We start from the raw sequence: 17,670 nt of genomic DNA on the forward strand, positions 1-17,670 counted from the left end.
TATTATAATAAGGTTTAATTTTAAAAAGGCGGTGTCACGTTGTTAACGAGAGTAAGACAATCATTAAGAAGAAAGTTTGAACTATTTGACTTTTATACTGAGCAACAACAGGTCGTCATGCAGTTTAAATTACAACGCTTTATCGATTTTAAAGCATATAAATTAAAGTTCATCATTGGTGGCAAAAATGTGCCTTTTACCAAGAAAAAACGCGCAAACGCATTGTACGATGTACGTATTCCAATTGATGCATTGAATACGAATTCAAATCGTATTGATGTCTATTACAATGGTAAAAAATTATGGGTGACAATGGATCACGAGGTGAAAGACATTCATGAGTGGAGTGATGCGATCTATATCATGCATGTCGATCAAAGTATTTATGTGAATCAGTACAAAACGGACTATCCACTGGCTAAAACTGTACAACTAGTTACAGTCGAGCAACGAGGAGATTCAGCGCTCCTTCAATCAAATAGTGGTCAAATCTTTGATGCTTTAGTGGTGATGAATCGATCACGGCAAGTAGAGGTTCCGATTGTGCATCAACGTGTTGCAATGGAAGATATTCAGCCATTCTTCACCAAACAAAGCTATGTGATTTATGGCGTGAGCGATCAAATGCTTTACCCACTGATTATGCAATCACCGAGCACAACTCAGTATTTAATGTTGAACTATTATTGGATGGGTCAACGTTTAACTGTGCAACCTCAACATATTGAAGTGTCTTACGTGAATGTCACAACGATGGTGAACGAAACGTCACTTCATTTGAATACAGAAGTTGAAGTATCGGAGACAGAAGCGGACCAAAGATTAGTACATCTAGCATTAGTGAATAGTGATATGAGCGTGATACAAACCCTGCCGACAACGGTAACGGGCGCATTCATTCATAGTCAGTTAGATGTCGAAACATTAGAAGACCTTACGAATAAAAAATTAGTTGCAGTATTTGAAAACCCATCAACTGAAACCAATATTTACGTCATGTTGAAAAGTAGACAACGTATCAATTTTAAAGCATGCATGCGTGTACAAGATGAAATCTACGAATTAACGGTGAAGAAAAGTCCGAGTGTGACCTTCGTAGCGAAAAAACCGAAAGTGAAAATGGGTGTAAATGCGGTGAGTCCTGAGCAGCTCAACATTTTTTATCAACCGCATTCGATATATGACCGCTATCAATCTTATTTTACGTTTGAAGAGCGTGCGTCACAACAACGTTATGAAATACCCATTACACGTGGGGAACAGGATATAACGATACCTTACAATGAACTCGAAACGTTAAAATCATCACCTAAAAATATCATTGATATCTTCATTACAATCTATGATGGAGAGACCATAATTCGAAAAGATAAGATCAAGTTTAAACTTGGGGACTACAAAAAAGATAATTACTTAACTTATAAAGCGCTTGAACGAGAAGGTAAACGTGCTTATTACATGTTGACGTTAACGCCATTTAAGAACATTAAATTTGAGTCGTTTGAACTTACAGATGCTCAATATCACACACTGACAACAGGAGTGAAAGATCCGAACGTCTGGTTGATTGGTGAGCGTACCGATACAGCCCAAGATAATGGGATTCAATTATTTTATTGGTTAAAACAACATACCGATATTGAAGCATATTACGTTATCGATGCCGAGGCTAAAGATTACGCACATATCAAACATCTGGAGGGCGTCGTTCCATTTGGCTCAGCGTCACACTTTGAAGTGGCAGCTCGAGCAAAAGTGCTCGTATCTACGCACGATTTGGAAAATATCTTACCGTACAAAACAGCTCGTGGTTTCTTTGGTTACGAAGACTGTGTGCGTATTTTCCTTCAACATGGTGTGATGGGTCGTAAATATGTTGAATATGACAAAGCGAATTATGACCTACCTTTCCATTTAGTTCATGTTTCAAGTCAGGCTGAAAAGGATGATGTCGTGATTGACCGTTTAGGCTATGCATCAGAAGATGTGGCAGTGACAGGTTTACCACGCTTCGATCGTTTGCCACTTGAACCCGCTGACGATATCACTAAAATTTTAATCATGCCAACATGGCGGGATTGGTTGAACAGTGATTATGCGTTCAGTCATAGTGACTATTTGAACAACTACTTAAGTTTACTAAATGATCCTGACTTAGCAGCTTTAAGCGAAAAATATCATGTTGAAATAAACTTCTACCCACATTACAGAGCGCAAGCCTTTTTCAAAGAATACTTAGCAGAGAGTGAAAGCCTTGTGAATTATGTCGAGTTAGGGGAACAAACGGTGCAATCGTTATTAATCGATCATGATATTTTAATTACAGATTACAGCAGTGTTAGCTTTGATTTTTCATATATGCATAAACCGGTACTATTCTATCATTTTGATGTGGAACGCTTCTTTAGAAAGGGTATTTTACGTCCTGTGGAAGAGACGTTCATTGGTAAAATTGCTTATAATCAAAAAGGATTGATCAATCAAATTGAGTCCGTGCTTAAACAACAGAAAGCACGCGAAGATCAACCATTGGACCTCATTTTCGATCAAGTCGATCATCATAATTGTGAACGTGTGTATGAAGCGATTTGTTATAAACTTAAACAACTTTAATCTAAACTTGCTTCAAAGTATAGGCATGAGCTAAGTGCTGTCTATCACTTTGAGGCATTTTTTATGTGAAAATGGAGGGATGCATGTTTGTAAAATTAAAGGTTTATTCATTATTCTATTTAAGGAATTGTACTTTAAATGAAAAAATATATAACTTTAAAACAATAATAATATATAGTGTTGACACCGATAATCGTTATCAATTAAAATAAAGATTGCAAAGTAACATTTTTCAGCAAAGACATAACACGAGGAGGACGATGTAGAGATGGCGAATTTCACTAAAATTGTAAGCGTTTTATTAATTGTAGTAGGCATTGTTTTAGGTGGTTACACACAATCAGCATCTGCTGCAGATTCAAAGGATCTTGATTATGAGATTTTGAAATATAATACAGAAGATGTGTCAATAGCGAATGATTATTTTAACAAGCCAGCGAAGTTGATTGATAAAGACGGCAAGCAACACATTCAAATCACAGTTAACCATAGTCACTGGATTACAGATATGAGTATTGAAGGCAATCAAGGACAAATCATCAATGAAGACAAAGGGAAAGATGAGCGTACAATCGAATTTCCTATTAGCAAAACTTCTGGAAAAGTAGACGGTAAAATCTCTGTTTATATCGATGAAGAAGTCAATGGTAAACCGTTTAAATACGATCATCACTACAATATTACATACCTTTTAAAAGGTGCAGCAAATGGTAGTGATAGTAAAGATGAAACAGCAGGCATTACGAAATCTGAAAATGGCGGTACAGGTTCAGATACAACGGACTCAACTAAAGATGATTTGATGTCAGATAATTCAGATAAAACATCTACTTCAACAACTTCAGTTGAAAACCCACAAACGAATGCAGGGACACCGATTTACATGTATTTAATTCCTGTTGTCGCTTTAGTGTTATTAGTGTTAAGCATTTCTATTATGAGACGCGTGAAAAGAGGGAACAACTAGATGAATCAGAGCTTGAAAACTGTATTGGCAACGTCTTTAGTCCTGTCGACAGTTTCAAGCTATTCACCATTCAATCATGGCGTTATGAATGTTGTAAGAGCCGATGAAAAAGAAGGTGTTTCATCGGCTTTTAATGAAGCACAGACAGCGGTGAATAGCACTCAGGCCTCTGATACGCTTTCTTCTGCTTCATCTGAAAATGAGCCAGCAACAGACGCTCAATCATTCACGGAAGTTGAACAGAACGAAGTAGGACAGGTCCAAGAAACGACAACTGAAGCGGATGCGAAAGAAGATAATAGTGATGAACAAACATCACAACAATTAGACAAGGAAAACGAGAAGTTTCAACACAACCAAATAGAAATACCGGGTCAAGCACAAGTACCGTCTATGTCCTCGACCGAAGCTAAGTCAGAACGTGTGCGTTTTTATGTGAGACGAGCTGAGAGTCACCAGGCTTCAATCATGGACCAATACGTGAAACACCCAGGCAAGCGCGTGACTGTGAATGATCAGCTTTATTTTGAAATGGTATTAACCCATGCATCAAAGTGGAAGTCTTACGCATTTTTCAACGGAGCGCAAAAATTAGATGTCCAAGAGGTGAGTCGTGATCAAGATAAGGATGAAACGACACTCAGAATTCCTATTTCTGAAAAGACAACATCAATAAACTCCGAGGTACGTATTGAAATACCAGAACTCGCGTACAATGAGACGTATCAAACTGTGATTGAACTCACACCTCATGTTCAATTAGACCAACCAGCAGACCCAGGCGTGACAGAAGATACAACGGATGAGACACATAATCACGATCATCATTCCGAATCTTCTGAAGCCGAAGATAGTAAAAAGGATGAACAGGGCGGAAAGAATGAGCAAGATCAACAGCAAGAGCAAGATGAAGTGGAAATTCCAGGCACAGCTGGGACTAAGCCGAATAAAGGAGAAGATGCGGTCAAGCCTGCTGCACCGGGACATGCGTTATCGCCACATCAAACTTCGAATGTACCTGTAAAATCGAAAACAGTGTCAAAACAGATTAAATACGTTGTGAAGACAGAAGATCGTAAACAACATTCTCCGCTTAATGATTATATGACCCATCCTGCTCGCATCGTCTTAAACAACAAACAATATGAACTACAGTTGACGCTGAAACACGCATCACAGTGGAAGTCATATGACCTTTATGATGGAAAACGTAAACTGAATACGCGTGAAATCGAGCGTGACGATCAAAAAGATACCGTGACGATTGGCGTGCCTGTGAAAGCAGGAATGAAGGAACTCCTATTAAAAGGACATTTACAGATACCAGATCTTGATTTTAAAAAACAAGTAACGACGCACATTGAATTTAGTACGCCGATTCCAGCACTAGCATCTGACGGTGGAACCGCTACAGATAGTTCTGAACAAGAGGCTTCTGGTTCAAAGACTGAAGCCCCATCTTCAGCAGGTTCATCGACAGAACAGTCAACAGTGAACGACTCAGAACAGCACATTGGAACGTCAGGAAGTGAGGACGAAACAGTTTCGACAACATCCAATCAGCCAGCAGAACAACCTAAGACACCTGAAGCAAACACCAATGATTCTGCAACATCAGAGCAACGTTCAAAATCCCAAACAGTACAACCTGAATCTGCAACACGTAATGAAACAACCCAACCATCATCATCGAACAATCATTCAACACAGTTCGCTCCGTCAAAAGCGTCACAAAGTAACGATAACGTGAGCCAACCGACATCAGCGAACCCAGATATATCAACAGGAGCGGGGACGACATCGTCATCAGCAACACGACCGTCAGACTCGACAGCATCACATTCACCATCATCTCAACAAGCAACAACAGAACAACAAGGCGCAGATCAATCGAAAGCGAACCCAGCATTTAACCGAGATGCAGATCATGCTTATAGCACGGATAGCAACCAAGCTAAACCAGATAAAGAAAATGAACATCTGAAGGATTATATCATCTTTGGCATATTACTTGCGGTTTCGATCATCGGCTTGATCGCCACTTACTTCATTAATAGAAAGCGTGGAGAAAGCAAGTGAAATTAAAACTCATTACCTTTTTAGCTATCCTGTTACTCGTGCTCTCAGCTTGTAGCAATGACTCGTCTAAGGATAAAGCAGAGACAGAAAATGTCGATGCGGAAGGAAAGAAATTCCGTATCGTTCCGACTACTGTCGCGTTGACGATGACACTCGATAAGTTAGACCTACCGATTGTTGGTAAGCCTACATCTTATAAAACATTGCCGAAACGTTACGATGATGTGCCTTAAGTCGGTCAACCGATGGCACCAAGTGTAGAAGCGGTGAAACAAGTGAACCCGACGCATGTCTTAAGTGTCGATACGATTAAAGAAGAGATGAAACCTTTCTATAAACAATTAGGCATGAAAGGTGAATATTATGATTACGATAGCATTGACGGTATGGAAAAATCGATTACCCGTTTAGGAGAGCAATTTAATCGAGAAGATCAAGCGAAAGCGTTAAATCAGCATATTAATGATGTGAAAAAAGACATTGAAACGAAAGCATCTGAACAGTCTTACCATCCTAAAGTATTAATCTTGCTGGGTGTCCCAGGAAGTTATTTAGTCGCAACAGACAATTCTTATATTGGGGACTTAGTGAAGATTGCCGGTGGAGAAAACGTCATTAAAGACACGTCGAAACAGTATATTTCTTCTAATACTGAGAATTTAGTTAACACAAACCCGGATATCATCTTACGCTTACCACATGGTATGCCGGAAGAAGTGAAGAAAATGTTCCAAAAAGAATTCAAAGAGAACGATATTTGGAAACATTTTAACGCGGTGCAAAATGATCATGTCTATGACTTAGAAGAAATCCCATTTGGCATCACTGCAAATGTAGATGCACCTGATGCGATGCAGCAACTTTATACTTTATTCTATAAAGAATATCAACAGTAAAGAGGTCACGATGAAGCAATATCCAAAAGTTAGTCTAATTGTGTTAATCATCTTACTAACGGTAACGATTTACATCGCGTTTATCGTCGGTAAGATTCCGCTGCAATTTCACCAAGTCATGACTAAGATCACCACAGGGCATGAGCCAAGTATCGACGCAATCATCGATTTAAGACTACCACGTATATTTATTGCCTTAGGTGTAGGTGCGATGTTAGCTGTTTCCGGCGCATTGTTGCAAGCTGTATTCAGAAATCCACTTGCAGAAGCGAATATTATCGGTGTGTCAGCAGGTGCACTCCTTATGCGCAGTATCATCATGATGCTATTACCCGGGTTATTTTTCTATATTCCTATCTTCAGCTTTATTGGTGGGTTAGTGCCTTTCGGGATTTTGTATTTATTGATGAAACAGTATCACTTATCATCTGCACGTATGATTCTCGTCGGCGTAGCGCTCTATTCTATTTTAAATGGTGCATTGGCATTGTTTGAGCAAGACCCATTTCTCACAATACCACAAGGTTTAACGATGAAGACATGGAATGACGTTTACATTATCGTAACGACTGCAGTCATCGGCATAGGGATCGCACTCTTTTTTATGCAAAAGGTGAATTTACTCGCCTTAGATGATAAACAGGCGAATAACATTGGCTTTAACATCACGCTTTATCGGTTCATTGTGGGGCTGATCGCAGTCTTTCTCGCAAGTAGTGCGACAGCTATCGTCGGGCAAATGGCATTCGTCGGATTGATTGTCCCCCATGTCATACGACGGTGGGTCGGTGGTAATTATAAACGCGTCTTACCGTATTCTGTGTTAAGTGGAGCGTTGCTTGTACTAGCAGCAGATACCCTTGGACGTACGATTCATCCGCCACTCGAAATACCTGCGAATGTCTTTACGATGATGATTGGAGGACCATTATTAATCTATATGATTTGTAAAGGAGCGTTATCGCATGCGCACAGATCAAGTTAATTTTCAGTACCGTGCTACTCGACCTATATTTGAAAATTTGAATCTTTCATTGCAGTCTAATGCGATTACAACAATTATCGGTCCGAACGGTTGTGGAAAATCAACATTACTACAATTGCTTTCCCATAACTTAACACCACAACATGGCGTCGTTTATTTAAATGAACAATCATTGAATGACTTTAGTCAAAAACAGTTAGCGCAACGTTTAGCGACCGTTCATCAACAAAGCCAAACACCAGATGATTTTACTGTCAGACAAATGATTGAAACGGGACGTTACAGTTATCAAGGGTTATTCGCTAAAGATACCAATAAAGATGAAGTGGTGTCTCAAGTGATTGAACAGTTAAATTTACAAGCTTTTGAAAATGAACCCGTCAAAGCATTATCAGGTGGAGAACGTCAACGTGTACATCTCGGCGTAGCACTGGCACAAGAGCCAGAATACTTACTGTTAGATGAGCCAACGACTTATTTAGATTTGCATTATCAGTATCAAGTGTTAGATATCGTGAAAGAGTTACAACACACCTATCAACTGACGGTGGTGATGGTATTACATGATATCAACCAAGCCATCGAATATAGTGATGAACTGATCTGTTTAGCACCCGGACGTGTATTAGCACAAGGTGCACCCAAGGATGTCATTACTACGGTATTGATCAAAGAGATGTATCATATTGATGCGAAAATTATTCATGATGAGGCATGTGGCACGATGATATGTAGAAAGAGGGGTGATAGAAGATGTTGAAAACGTTCATTAGAATATGCCAAATATTATTAATTGCGGTCATTGTTTGGTCTGGTTATAAAATGTTTGCTACGTATCAACAAGATAAGAAAGCAGAAGCACGTTACACCGAATTACAACGCAAATACACCACCGTACAAACAGGTACGAAAGAGGTTCGGCCACAATTTGAACAACTTGAACAACATAACGAAGACATCATTGGATGGATTAATTTACCAGGCACTCAGTTGAACTATCCGATTTTACAAGGGGAAGATAACAAAGAATATCTCCATGAAGATTTTGAACACGAGGAGAGTAGAAAAGGAAGCGTATTCATGGATTATCGCAATGATGTTCAGCATCCAAGTCTTAATACTGTGATTTATGGACATCATGTAGGGGATGGCAGCATGTTTGATACGGTAGAAAAATATTTAGACCAATCGTTTTATGATCAACATCCTACCCTTCAATACGATACAAAATATGGCAAATATCAACTCGAAGTGCTGAGCGCTTATCAAACGACGACTGAAGATAATTACATTCAAACGGATTTTGAAAGCGAAGCAGCCTATGACGAATTTTTAAAACAAACGATGAAAAAATCTCAAATCAACACGAATACAACTGTAGATAAAAACGATAAGATTGTGACACTTTCTACGTGTGAAGATGCATATCGCTCGACTTCGGGACGTATCGTCGTCGTAGCGAAACTCGTAGAAGCGCACTAAAAATTGAATAGCGAAGGGGACACAGCATGGCTAGACCCAATAGCCCATATATGTGAAACACATTGTTATTCAACAACAAAGATACTGACATTTGCATCACGTCTAATGATTTTAAAATATGGGGAGGAATGCTAAGTGAAAGTCAACAAAGTAGCTGTCTGTTTATTATCCACAACCTTAGTATCACAAATTGTGAGTTCGCCATTTACTGCACATGCCGTGACCAATGATGCAGCGAATCTCCTTCGTGAGACAATCAACGAGGAACAAGCCGATACGAATTCATCATCAACCGATGAAGCTAATGCCACGGTTGGTTCAACTTTGGAAGCATTAGAACCATTTGCCACTAAAAATGAGAAAAACGCATCAAACGAAACTGTACACTCAGGTGGAACTACACAATCTTCAAAGACTCAACAACAAGATGAAGTCGTTACAGAGGATGAAGTTCCTATTCCTGAGATAGCCGAAGTGGCATATCATGGAACGTTCACTGAAGCAATAAATGATACATCAGTGACATCAAATTCTGAACCGACAACACGTGAAAATGACTCGCAATCTGACACTGCATCGTTAGTATCAGGTCATAGTGAGTCAACATCTCAACCACCGAGTGACGCAGAACTGATACATAAGATGATAAAGGCACAAACGTCATCTAAGGCACAACCTTCTTCAGCACAAGTCTCTCAATCTGAGTCAACATCCCAGGGCGGTGAAGCAGTTTCTGAGGCATCAAGTACGCCTTCAGATGAGGTGTTGATCAATAAAATTAAAACCGCTGCAGCATATGAAAGTGACTTGCCAGCGCACTCGAGCACATACAATCAAGCAGGTCCAAACGACGAAGTGTTGATCAGAAAGTTACAGAGTTCACGTGAAGACGACATGCCAGAGGTTACTGAAGCACCACGATTATCCCATCAACATCAGGCAAATGAACAGTTACCATCGACAGAAGACGAACAGCATCATCCTGTTCAAAGCGTTGATCCAACCGATACAGAGTCTCAAACGACACAACGCAGTACGATGGTCTTCCAACAACCGAATTTAACCGACTTGATATGAATCTGATTCATATCAAGTCGTCGATAGCGAAGCGACGCGTAAATTCATTAAGAAAGTCGCAAAGGATGCGCATGATATCGGTCAACAACAAGAACTTTATGCTTCTGTGATTATTGCACAAGCGATTCTGGAGTCCAATTCTGGACAGAGTGAACTTGCCCAAAATCCATACCATAATTTATTTGGGGTTAAGGGGGCATATCAAGGGCAAACGGCTCATTTTGATACGCTTGAAGCGGATGAGAATGGCGCATTGTATAGTATCAATGCTGGCTTTAAACAATATCCAAACCACAAGGCATCTCTTGAGGATTATGCACAGCTCATGAAGAAAGGGATTGATGGCAATCCTAATATTTATCAAGACACTTGGAAGATTCCAGGTGTAACCCATCACCATGCGACACGTGCATTAACAGGCAAATATGCGACGGATCCAGATTACGATAAAAAGTTAAACAGCATTATTGAACATTACCATCTAGATGCGTTCGATCATAAGAAGATGCCTAAGATCAATAAAGTATTGTCACATACGGCTCCAGTTGAAAACGGAGATTATCTCCCGTTCGAAGAAGTTGCGCCAAGTGCTACAGCGTTTTATCCTTACGGTCAATGTACATGGTATGTCTATAATCGTTTACAACAATTTGATTTACATGTAGATACTGTGATGGGCAATGGCGGGGACTGGGCTCATAACGCTTTAGTGAAAGGTTATACGGTGTCTCATACACCAAAAGCGCATACAGCCGTTTCATTTGAACCAGGTCAACTTCATTCGGATAGTAAATATGGTCACGTCGCTTTTGTGGAAGAAGTAAAAGCGGATGGGTCTATCGTCATTTCAGAATCTAATGTGAAAGGCTTAGGTGTGATTTCGCAACGTGTCATTTCTAAAGCAGACGCACAACAATTAAGTTATATTAGTCCTGAACGTGCATCATAAATTCATTCAACGCGGTAAGAAATCAATCATCTTATCGCGTTTTTCGTAATTAAAACAACGGTATATAATTCCTTCAACGGTTGAGCGTGTAGTGAACTGAGTTTACACTTTCTCTAAGAAGTGTGCTATGTTTATCAGTAGTATACATGAGATGAAGGATGGGAAGCTGTGTCATCAAATAATAGTGATTACGAACATTTACTGTTTTATTTTGCCTATAAAACATTTATCAACACAGCTGATGAAATCATCGAACAATATGGTTTGAGTCGTCAACACCATCGCTTTCTCTTCTTTATTGATAAAGTACCGGGGATTACGATTAAAAACTTACTCAAAAGTTTAGAAATCTCAAAACAAGGGAGTCATGCGACTTTGCGTAAACTAAAAGAAGAAGGGCTTATCGTAGAAAAACAAGCGGTCGATGATAAACGCGTGAAGCAGTTGTACGTGACTGAACAAGGACAACAATTAGTGAGAACATTAAATAAAGCACAGAATGATTTATTTCAACAGATCCAACAAGACGTGGGGCATGATTGGTATGCGATCATGGAAGCCTTTGCGGAACGTCGCCCTGGATTTCGCGAAGTTAAACATTTAAAACATATGCAAGCACACCAGAATAATGATTGAATGAATAAAGGGTGGCCTCCTCTTAGTACTGGTGCGCTAACCAGTGTGATTACTTTGTTATATAGACACAGGGTGGTAAAATAGACGTAGTTGTAAGCGTTTCACATGCTTGCACACATATCGGTCAAACACATTGACCTTTTTAGTAGTGGCACTTATGATAAAGAAAGAAGCGAAGTCAAAGTGCGATAGCGTATCTTTTGTCTTCGTAAGCAAAATATAATGAACTGAGTTTATTTTGAACATATTCATTATATTCGTAGTGTAAATGAACTCGCATTTTAAGAGAGGCCGAGCGCGACATTTAGCTAAACCTCTCTATCAGACAAAGGGTGATTCTATGGAGAAAATTGCAGTTGCAGGTGCAGGCGCGATGGGCGGTCGCATTGGCACGATGATTAAACAAGCTGGTTACGATGTTACATTGATTGATTATTGGGATGAACACGTAGCCCAAATTCAACAACATGGGGTTGAAATACAAACAGAAGATGACACATATCAATTAGATATCAAAGCCATTCATCCTCATGAAATCGACACACAGTATGATTTAATCATTATCCTTACGAAAGCCATGCAATCTGTCGAGATGTTACAAGACTTGAAACGGTATGATGCGATTAAACCGGATACAACAGTACTAACGATGATGAACGGTTTAGGACACCACGAGCGGTTCTCGCAAGTGATACCGATGTCACAAATCTTCCTAGCCGTCACAGTTTGGACTGCAGGTTTAAGAGGGCCTGGACAGTTATTGTTAGAAGGCACTGGTGGTATTGAATTGCAACGCGCAGATGGAGAAGCGGATGCACGAACTTCTGCTATTAACGATATCTTCAATGATGCAGGACTCAATTCGACGATTAGTGAAGATGTCTTCCAATCTGTTTGGTCGAAAGCGACATTGAATAGTGTGGTAAATCCGTTATGTACCATTCTTAATAAGCGCATTGGTGCATTTGCAGAATATGAAGCAACGCTTGACATGATTAAACCGATTATTAAAGAAATCGTCGCGGTCGCTGCTGCACGTGACGTTCAGTTAAGTGAAGATGCTTTAATCGACAAGATCGAAGCCACATACCCTGAGGAGACACAAGGCTTACATTATCCTTCGATGCACCAAGACTTATATAGTGGACGTTATACGGAAGTGGATTATTTAAACGGGCAAATTGCAAAATACGGTGACGAACTCGGTATTGAAACACCGAACAACAAACTGTTAACACATCTTGTACATCAATTAGAATTATCCCACGTCGATTAAACTTAAAGATATATGTTACTATAAATCAATTTAAAAAGGCGGAATGAACACATGAAAAAGCGTATTGGAACTTATTTAATGGACTGTATCAGTACAGCAGGTGTAGAAAAGATTTTTGGTGTGCCTGGTGATTTCAACTTAGCTTTTTTAGATGACATCGTGGCACATCCAGATGTGGAATGGGTAGGTAACACGAACGAACTCAACGCAAGTTATGCTGCAGATGGTTATGCACGCATGAAAGGTCTCTCAACATTAGTGACTACATTTGGCGTAGGTGAATTAAATGCTGTGAATGGGATCGCAGGTTCTTATGCAGAACGTGTACCAGTATTAGCAATTACAGGTGCGCCAACCACAGCAGTAGAAAGCGCTGGAAAATATGTGCACCATTCACTTGGTGAAGGTACTTTCGACGATTACAGAAACATGTTTAAATATATCACAGCTGCACAAGGTTATATTACGCCGGAAAATGCAACGACTGAAATTCCACGTTTAATCAATGCTGCACTTGCAGAAAAACGTCCGGTACACATGCATTTACCGATTGATACGACTACGACAGAAATCGAAGTCGATGCGCCTTATCAATTACCTGAAGCACAAACTGAAGATGTCAGCGACTATGTTTCAGCAGTTCAACAACAATTAGAACAAGCGAAACAACCTGTCATTTTAACAGGTCACGAAATTAATAGCTTTGGTTTACATGAACAGTTAGAACAATTTGTAGAGAAAACACATCTTCCTGTAGCCCAATTATCATTAGGTAAAAGTGCTTTTAACGAAGAAAGCGAGTACTACATGGGCGTCTATGATGGTGAAGTAGCAGAAGATGATTTAAGACAATATGTCGATGGTTCAGACTTGATTTTACTCATCGGTGCAAAATTAACAGACTCTGCAACAGCAGGATTCTCATATCAGTTTGATGATGCAAACGTTGTGAATTTAAATCACCGCAACTTTAAACTCGGAGATCGCGTCAGTGACGAAATTGCGCTTCCTGATTTATTACAAGGTTTACTCGATATCGATTATGTGGCTGATGTATCATTCCCAGACCACAAAGCGGCTTACGACGATGATTATGAAATCAACGATGAACCATTAACGCAACAAACATACTTCAAGTTGATGCAACAATTTATTCAACCGAATGATGTCATTATCGCTGACCAAGGTACTTCATTCTTTGGCGGTTATGATTTAACCTTATCTGCGAATAATAAATTTATCGGCCAAGCACTATGGGGCTCTATCGGTTATACATTACCTGCAACACTCGGTACGCAAATCGCTGATCCATCACGTCGTAGCGTGTTACTCATCGGCGAAGGATCATTACAACTTACAGTACAATCTATTGCGACAATGATTCGCCAAGATATCAAACCTGTACTCTTCGTCATTAACAATGATGGTTATACTGTTGAACGTAAAATCCACGGTGAGAAAGAACCGTACAACGATATCAGTATGTGGGACTATCAAATGTTACCTGCTGTCTTCGGTGGAAAAGATACAGTGAAAGTACATGACGTTCAAACAAGCCAAGATCTTAAAACAGCTATGGATACAATAAACGATGATGCATCACACATGCACTTTGTCGAAGTGAAAATGACGAAAGACGATGCACCCGCTAAATTAAATAAAATCGCTAAATCATTCGCTAATCAAAATAAATAATAGACTTTCAAGCAGTCTTCGGGTTGTCTAGCCGGAGACTGCTTTCTCTCTTTTAATCGGCATTTTGCCGCTCTTTTGACATTTTACTGGATACTTCTTTCTTCATACTCCTTGAATCATAATGAACATATTAATTGTTAAGATCAAAAAGTGGATAAAATTCTCATTTTTAATATAAAAAGATAAATTTATTCATTATGATGTTCATAACATTGTACAAGGGGAAAGAGTTCTCTATAATAATGATTGTACATATGCCCAAAATGGGTACTGAATGTGTATACACACCTTAAGTTCAACTGAAGATGCACCACATAGATACATACTTTTCGCATCTCAAGCAGCTTAAGTCAGGACCATATTTATGAAGAGGCGAGCCAATGCATATCGTGTTTGACCCAGGTATTAGTCTGGTTTACAGAATTGTTTTAATCTGTTTCTTAGTATTGAATATCTTTTTAGCAGCGGTCATCGTATTTTTAGACCGTGATCGCCGAGACGCTACAGCAACATGGGCATGGTTACTATTACTCTTTGTCATGCCAATCTTTGGTTTTATTTTATATATGTTTGTCGGCCGTGCACTCAGAATGAGACGTAAAAAACAAGTCTCCGGAGAGGCAATCGAAGACGCCCTGGATAGGGTGGATGAACAACTTGAAAATTATAAAAATGATGAATTTACGACTAAAAATGACATCGTGAGTAAACATAGCGATATCGTTCAGATGTTGCTGCACGATCAAATGTCATTCTTAACTGAAACAAATAAAGTCGACCTTTATACAGATGGTCATGATTTATATGATCAATTTAAAGAAGACTTACGTAACGCCAAAGACTACATCCATCTAGAGTATTGCAAATTTGAAATGGATGGCTTAGGTACTGAGGTAAGAGAAATTTTAGAACAAAAAGCACAAGAAGGATTAGAAGTTAAAGTACTTTACGATTCTGTCGGTACGAAAAGTGTGAAGAAACATACCTTTGATCGCTTAAAAGAATTAGGCGGACAAGTTGAAGCATTCTTTGACTCTAAGATTCCACTCATTAACTTCCGTATTAATAACCGAAACCACCGTAAGATTTTAGTCGTCGATGGTAAGATTGGTTACGTCGGTGGCTTTAATATCGCTGATGACTATCTTGGTCTCAACGAAAAAATGGGTTATTGGAGAGATACGCATTTACGCGTTCGCGGTGATGGTGTGGATGCATTACAACTTAGCTTTATTCAAGATTGGAACTCTCAAGCAGATCGAGAACAACTTGAATTCAATAAAAAATACTTCCCACCGAATTCACATGATGATGGTGACGTCGCAATGCAAATTGCGTTAAGTGCACCTGATGAAACATGGCATCAAATTGAATTTGGTTACATGAAACTGATCATGAGTGCGAAAGAATCTATCCGTATTCATAGTCCATACTTTATTCCAGACCGCGGTTTCATTAATGCATTACGTATTGTTGCTAAAGCGGGTGTTGATGTGACAATTATGATTCCTTGTAAACCGGACCATCCGTTAGTTTACTGGGCAACATGGGATAGCGTGGCACAACTCATCAAGGATGGTATCAAAGTATATACGTATGATAATGGATTTCTTCATTCTAAAACCATGGTCATTGATAATGAAGTTGCGAGTGTTGGTTCTGCTAGTATGGATTTACGTAGCTTCGAACTCAACTTTGAAATCAATGCCTTCGTTTATAATGAAAAACTCGCGCGCCAATTGAGTGAAGCCTTCGATAACGACATTAAGAAAAGTACACAACTTACAGAAGAACGTTACGAAAATCGTTCTAACTGGATTAAATTCAAAGAGGCAATTGCGAAACTCATCTCACCATTACTTTAATGAAAAAACATATTTTAAACATAAAAAACCAGCGGTACGCTCAATCAGCGCCGCTGGTTTTGTTTTATCTATTAATCGACAATATCTAATTGATGGTCGCCTGCTTTAATCCAGTTTTGATGGAACATGATTTTATATAACAAGAAGCTAACGACTGCTGGTAAGATCACATGGAAAATTGCGATGAGGATCCAAGTATCTAACGTACCGCCCATCACTTTGATTGTCATAATTTGACCAACAAAACCACTCGTACCCATACCTGCACCTGCAGCGTTATTCGTCATAGGGAAGAGTGTCGTCATAATCGGTGCGATGATGGCACTAGCCAAAGTTGGCGGCACTAAGATTAACGGATGTTTTAAGATATTCGGAACTTGCAACATGCTTGTGCCAATACCGACAGAAATGAGTGAACTCCAACCGTTATCTTTATAACTGTTAACCGCAAAGCCGACCATTTGTGAACAACAGCCAATTGCTGCGGCACCGGCTGCTAAACCACTTAAATCTAACATTAATGCGAGGGCTGCACTAGAGATTGGTGCTGTTAGTGCAAAACCAAAGATAACTGCGACGATGATACCCATGATGAAAGGTTGTTGGTCTGTCGCGGCATTAATGATGCCACCAAGTGCAGTCATGAGACTGTTTAAGATTGGACCGAAAAGCAATGCGATCGCACCGCCACCGATAATTGTTGCCATAGGCGCGACAATGATGTCGATTTTTGTTTTGCCTGCATAAAACTGACTTAATTCTACGATGACAAGGGTTGCTATGTATGCTCCGACTGCGCCACCACCAAATGTGTCAAAACCTAATGTCCCTACGATGGCACAGGAATAAATGACGAGCGGCTTAGCGCCCAGACCATGTGCTATGGCAACCCCAATCGCTGCTCCTGTTAAACTACCCGCAACTTCACCGATATCTGCTAAAAAGCTGAGGTTCAGTTGTGGTATCAGTGTTTGATTTCCAATGGTTTCAAGAATAAGGCCGATGATCAGTGAGCCGAATAGCCCAAAGGTCATGTAACTCAGTGCCTCTATGAACCATCTATTTAAATATTTAACCATTTTAATTAACCACCCCAAAGTTTAGATTTAATAAATAAATTGATATAAGTATAACACTACCCGTGTAAAGT

The 17,670-nt window shown here is 39.5% G+C and carries 13 protein-coding genes and 1 pseudogene; 13 read left to right on the forward strand and 1 reads right to left on the reverse strand.

All coding sequences use genetic code 11. The features are described 5' to 3' along the window. Positions 1-39: 39 nt before the first annotated feature. The 13 genes and pseudogenes from ACSBRB_RS04880 to cls all read left to right on the forward strand — a co-directional run bounded on the left by ACSBRB_RS04880 (position 40) and on the right by cls (position 16,520). Positions 40-2,613: a CDP-glycerol glycerophosphotransferase family protein gene (locus ACSBRB_RS04880; RefSeq protein WP_435031859.1), complete on the forward strand. Its 2,574-nt coding sequence runs from the start codon at positions 40-42 to the stop codon at positions 2,611-2,613. A 268-nt stretch (positions 2,614-2,881) separates the two neighbouring features. Then, the gene (gene isdC / locus ACSBRB_RS04885; protein WP_435031860.1) at positions 2,882-3,580 is read left to right on the forward strand and encodes a heme uptake protein IsdC; all 699 of its coding nucleotides are present in this window, start codon (positions 2,882-2,884) and stop codon (positions 3,578-3,580) included. Continuing rightward, on the forward strand, positions 3,581-5,659 hold the full coding sequence (locus tag ACSBRB_RS04890) for an NEAT domain-containing protein (RefSeq protein ID WP_435031861.1): 2,079 nt from the start codon (positions 3,581-3,583) through the stop codon (positions 5,657-5,659). Positions 5,660-5,697: 38 nt separating this feature from the next. Further along, positions 5,698-6,555 (forward strand): annotated as a pseudogene (gene isdE, locus ACSBRB_RS04895) (heme ABC transporter substrate-binding protein IsdE). A 10-nt stretch (positions 6,556-6,565) separates the two neighbouring features. Further along, complete coding sequence (locus tag ACSBRB_RS04900; protein ID WP_435031862.1) at positions 6,566-7,540, forward strand: FecCD family ABC transporter permease; 975 nt, start codon at positions 6,566-6,568, stop codon at positions 7,538-7,540. Then, positions 7,521-8,300, forward strand: a complete 780-nt coding sequence (locus ACSBRB_RS04905) for an ABC transporter ATP-binding protein (protein WP_435031863.1) — start codon at positions 7,521-7,523, stop codon at positions 8,298-8,300. The genes ACSBRB_RS04900 and ACSBRB_RS04905 overlap by 20 nt, the downstream gene beginning before the upstream one ends. Beyond that, positions 8,294-9,022: a class B sortase gene (gene srtB, locus ACSBRB_RS04910; protein WP_435031864.1), complete on the forward strand. Its 729-nt coding sequence runs from the start codon at positions 8,294-8,296 to the stop codon at positions 9,020-9,022. Before ACSBRB_RS04905 ends, srtB begins: the two co-directional genes overlap by 7 nt. 135 nt (positions 9,023-9,157) lie before the next feature. Beyond that, complete coding sequence (locus tag ACSBRB_RS04915; protein ID WP_435031865.1) at positions 9,158-10,099, forward strand: hypothetical protein; 942 nt, start codon at positions 9,158-9,160, stop codon at positions 10,097-10,099. A 46-nt stretch (positions 10,100-10,145) separates the two neighbouring features. Next, positions 10,146-11,048: a glucosaminidase domain-containing protein gene (locus tag ACSBRB_RS04920; protein ID WP_435032095.1), complete on the forward strand. Its 903-nt coding sequence runs from the start codon at positions 10,146-10,148 to the stop codon at positions 11,046-11,048. 168 nt (positions 11,049-11,216) lie between these two features. Beyond that, positions 11,217-11,684, forward strand: coding sequence for a MarR family winged helix-turn-helix transcriptional regulator (locus ACSBRB_RS04925; RefSeq protein ID WP_150888147.1), 468 nt, complete (start codon positions 11,217-11,219; stop codon positions 11,682-11,684). Between the two features lie 340 nt (positions 11,685-12,024). After that, positions 12,025-12,960, forward strand: coding sequence for a ketopantoate reductase family protein (locus ACSBRB_RS04930; protein ID WP_435031866.1), 936 nt, complete (start codon positions 12,025-12,027; stop codon positions 12,958-12,960). A gap of 51 nt (positions 12,961-13,011) precedes the next feature. Continuing rightward, positions 13,012-14,655 carry an alpha-keto acid decarboxylase family protein gene (locus tag ACSBRB_RS04935; RefSeq protein ID WP_435031867.1) on the forward strand — a complete coding sequence of 548 codons (1,644 nt, stop codon included), beginning with the start codon at positions 13,012-13,014 and terminating at the stop codon, positions 14,653-14,655. Positions 14,656-15,035: 380 nt separating this feature from the next. Next, on the forward strand, positions 15,036-16,520 hold the full coding sequence (gene cls / locus ACSBRB_RS04940) for a cardiolipin synthase (protein WP_435031868.1): 1,485 nt from the start codon (positions 15,036-15,038) through the stop codon (positions 16,518-16,520). A 71-nt stretch (positions 16,521-16,591) separates the two neighbouring features. Here the strand turns inward: cls and ACSBRB_RS04945 are convergent, their stop codons facing one another. Next, positions 16,592-17,599: a PTS sugar transporter subunit IIC gene (locus tag ACSBRB_RS04945; RefSeq protein WP_435031869.1), complete on the reverse strand. Its 1,008-nt coding sequence runs from the start codon at positions 17,597-17,599 to the stop codon at positions 16,592-16,594. Positions 17,600-17,670: the final 71 nt, after the last annotated feature.

The organism is Staphylococcus auricularis (genome assembly GCF_051172115.1).
Classification (GTDB): Bacteria; Bacillota; Bacilli; order Staphylococcales; family Staphylococcaceae; genus Staphylococcus; species Staphylococcus auricularis_A.

Bases quoted from the DNA above. Each gene is read 5' to 3' on its own strand.
- cls (WP_435031868.1), top strand. From the start codon at position 15,036: ATGCATATCGTGTTTGACCCAGGTATTAGTCTGGTTTACAGAATTGTT.
- ACSBRB_RS04900 (WP_435031862.1), top strand. From the start codon at position 6,566: ATGAAGCAATATCCAAAAGTTAGTCTAATTGTGTTAATCATCTTACTA.
- isdC (WP_435031860.1), top strand. From the start codon at position 2,882: ATGGCGAATTTCACTAAAATTGTAAGCGTTTTATTAATTGTAGTAGGC.
- ACSBRB_RS04930 (WP_435031866.1), top strand. From the start codon at position 12,025: ATGGAGAAAATTGCAGTTGCAGGTGCAGGCGCGATGGGCGGTCGCATT.
- ACSBRB_RS04935 (WP_435031867.1), top strand. From the start codon at position 13,012: ATGAAAAAGCGTATTGGAACTTATTTAATGGACTGTATCAGTACAGCA.
- ACSBRB_RS04945 (WP_435031869.1), bottom strand. From the start codon at position 17,599: ATGGTTAAATATTTAAATAGATGGTTCATAGAGGCACTGAGTTACATG.
- ACSBRB_RS04905 (WP_435031863.1), top strand. From the start codon at position 7,521: ATGCGCACAGATCAAGTTAATTTTCAGTACCGTGCTACTCGACCTATA.
- ACSBRB_RS04890 (WP_435031861.1), top strand. From the start codon at position 3,581: ATGAATCAGAGCTTGAAAACTGTATTGGCAACGTCTTTAGTCCTGTCG.
- srtB (WP_435031864.1), top strand. From the start codon at position 8,294: ATGTTGAAAACGTTCATTAGAATATGCCAAATATTATTAATTGCGGTC.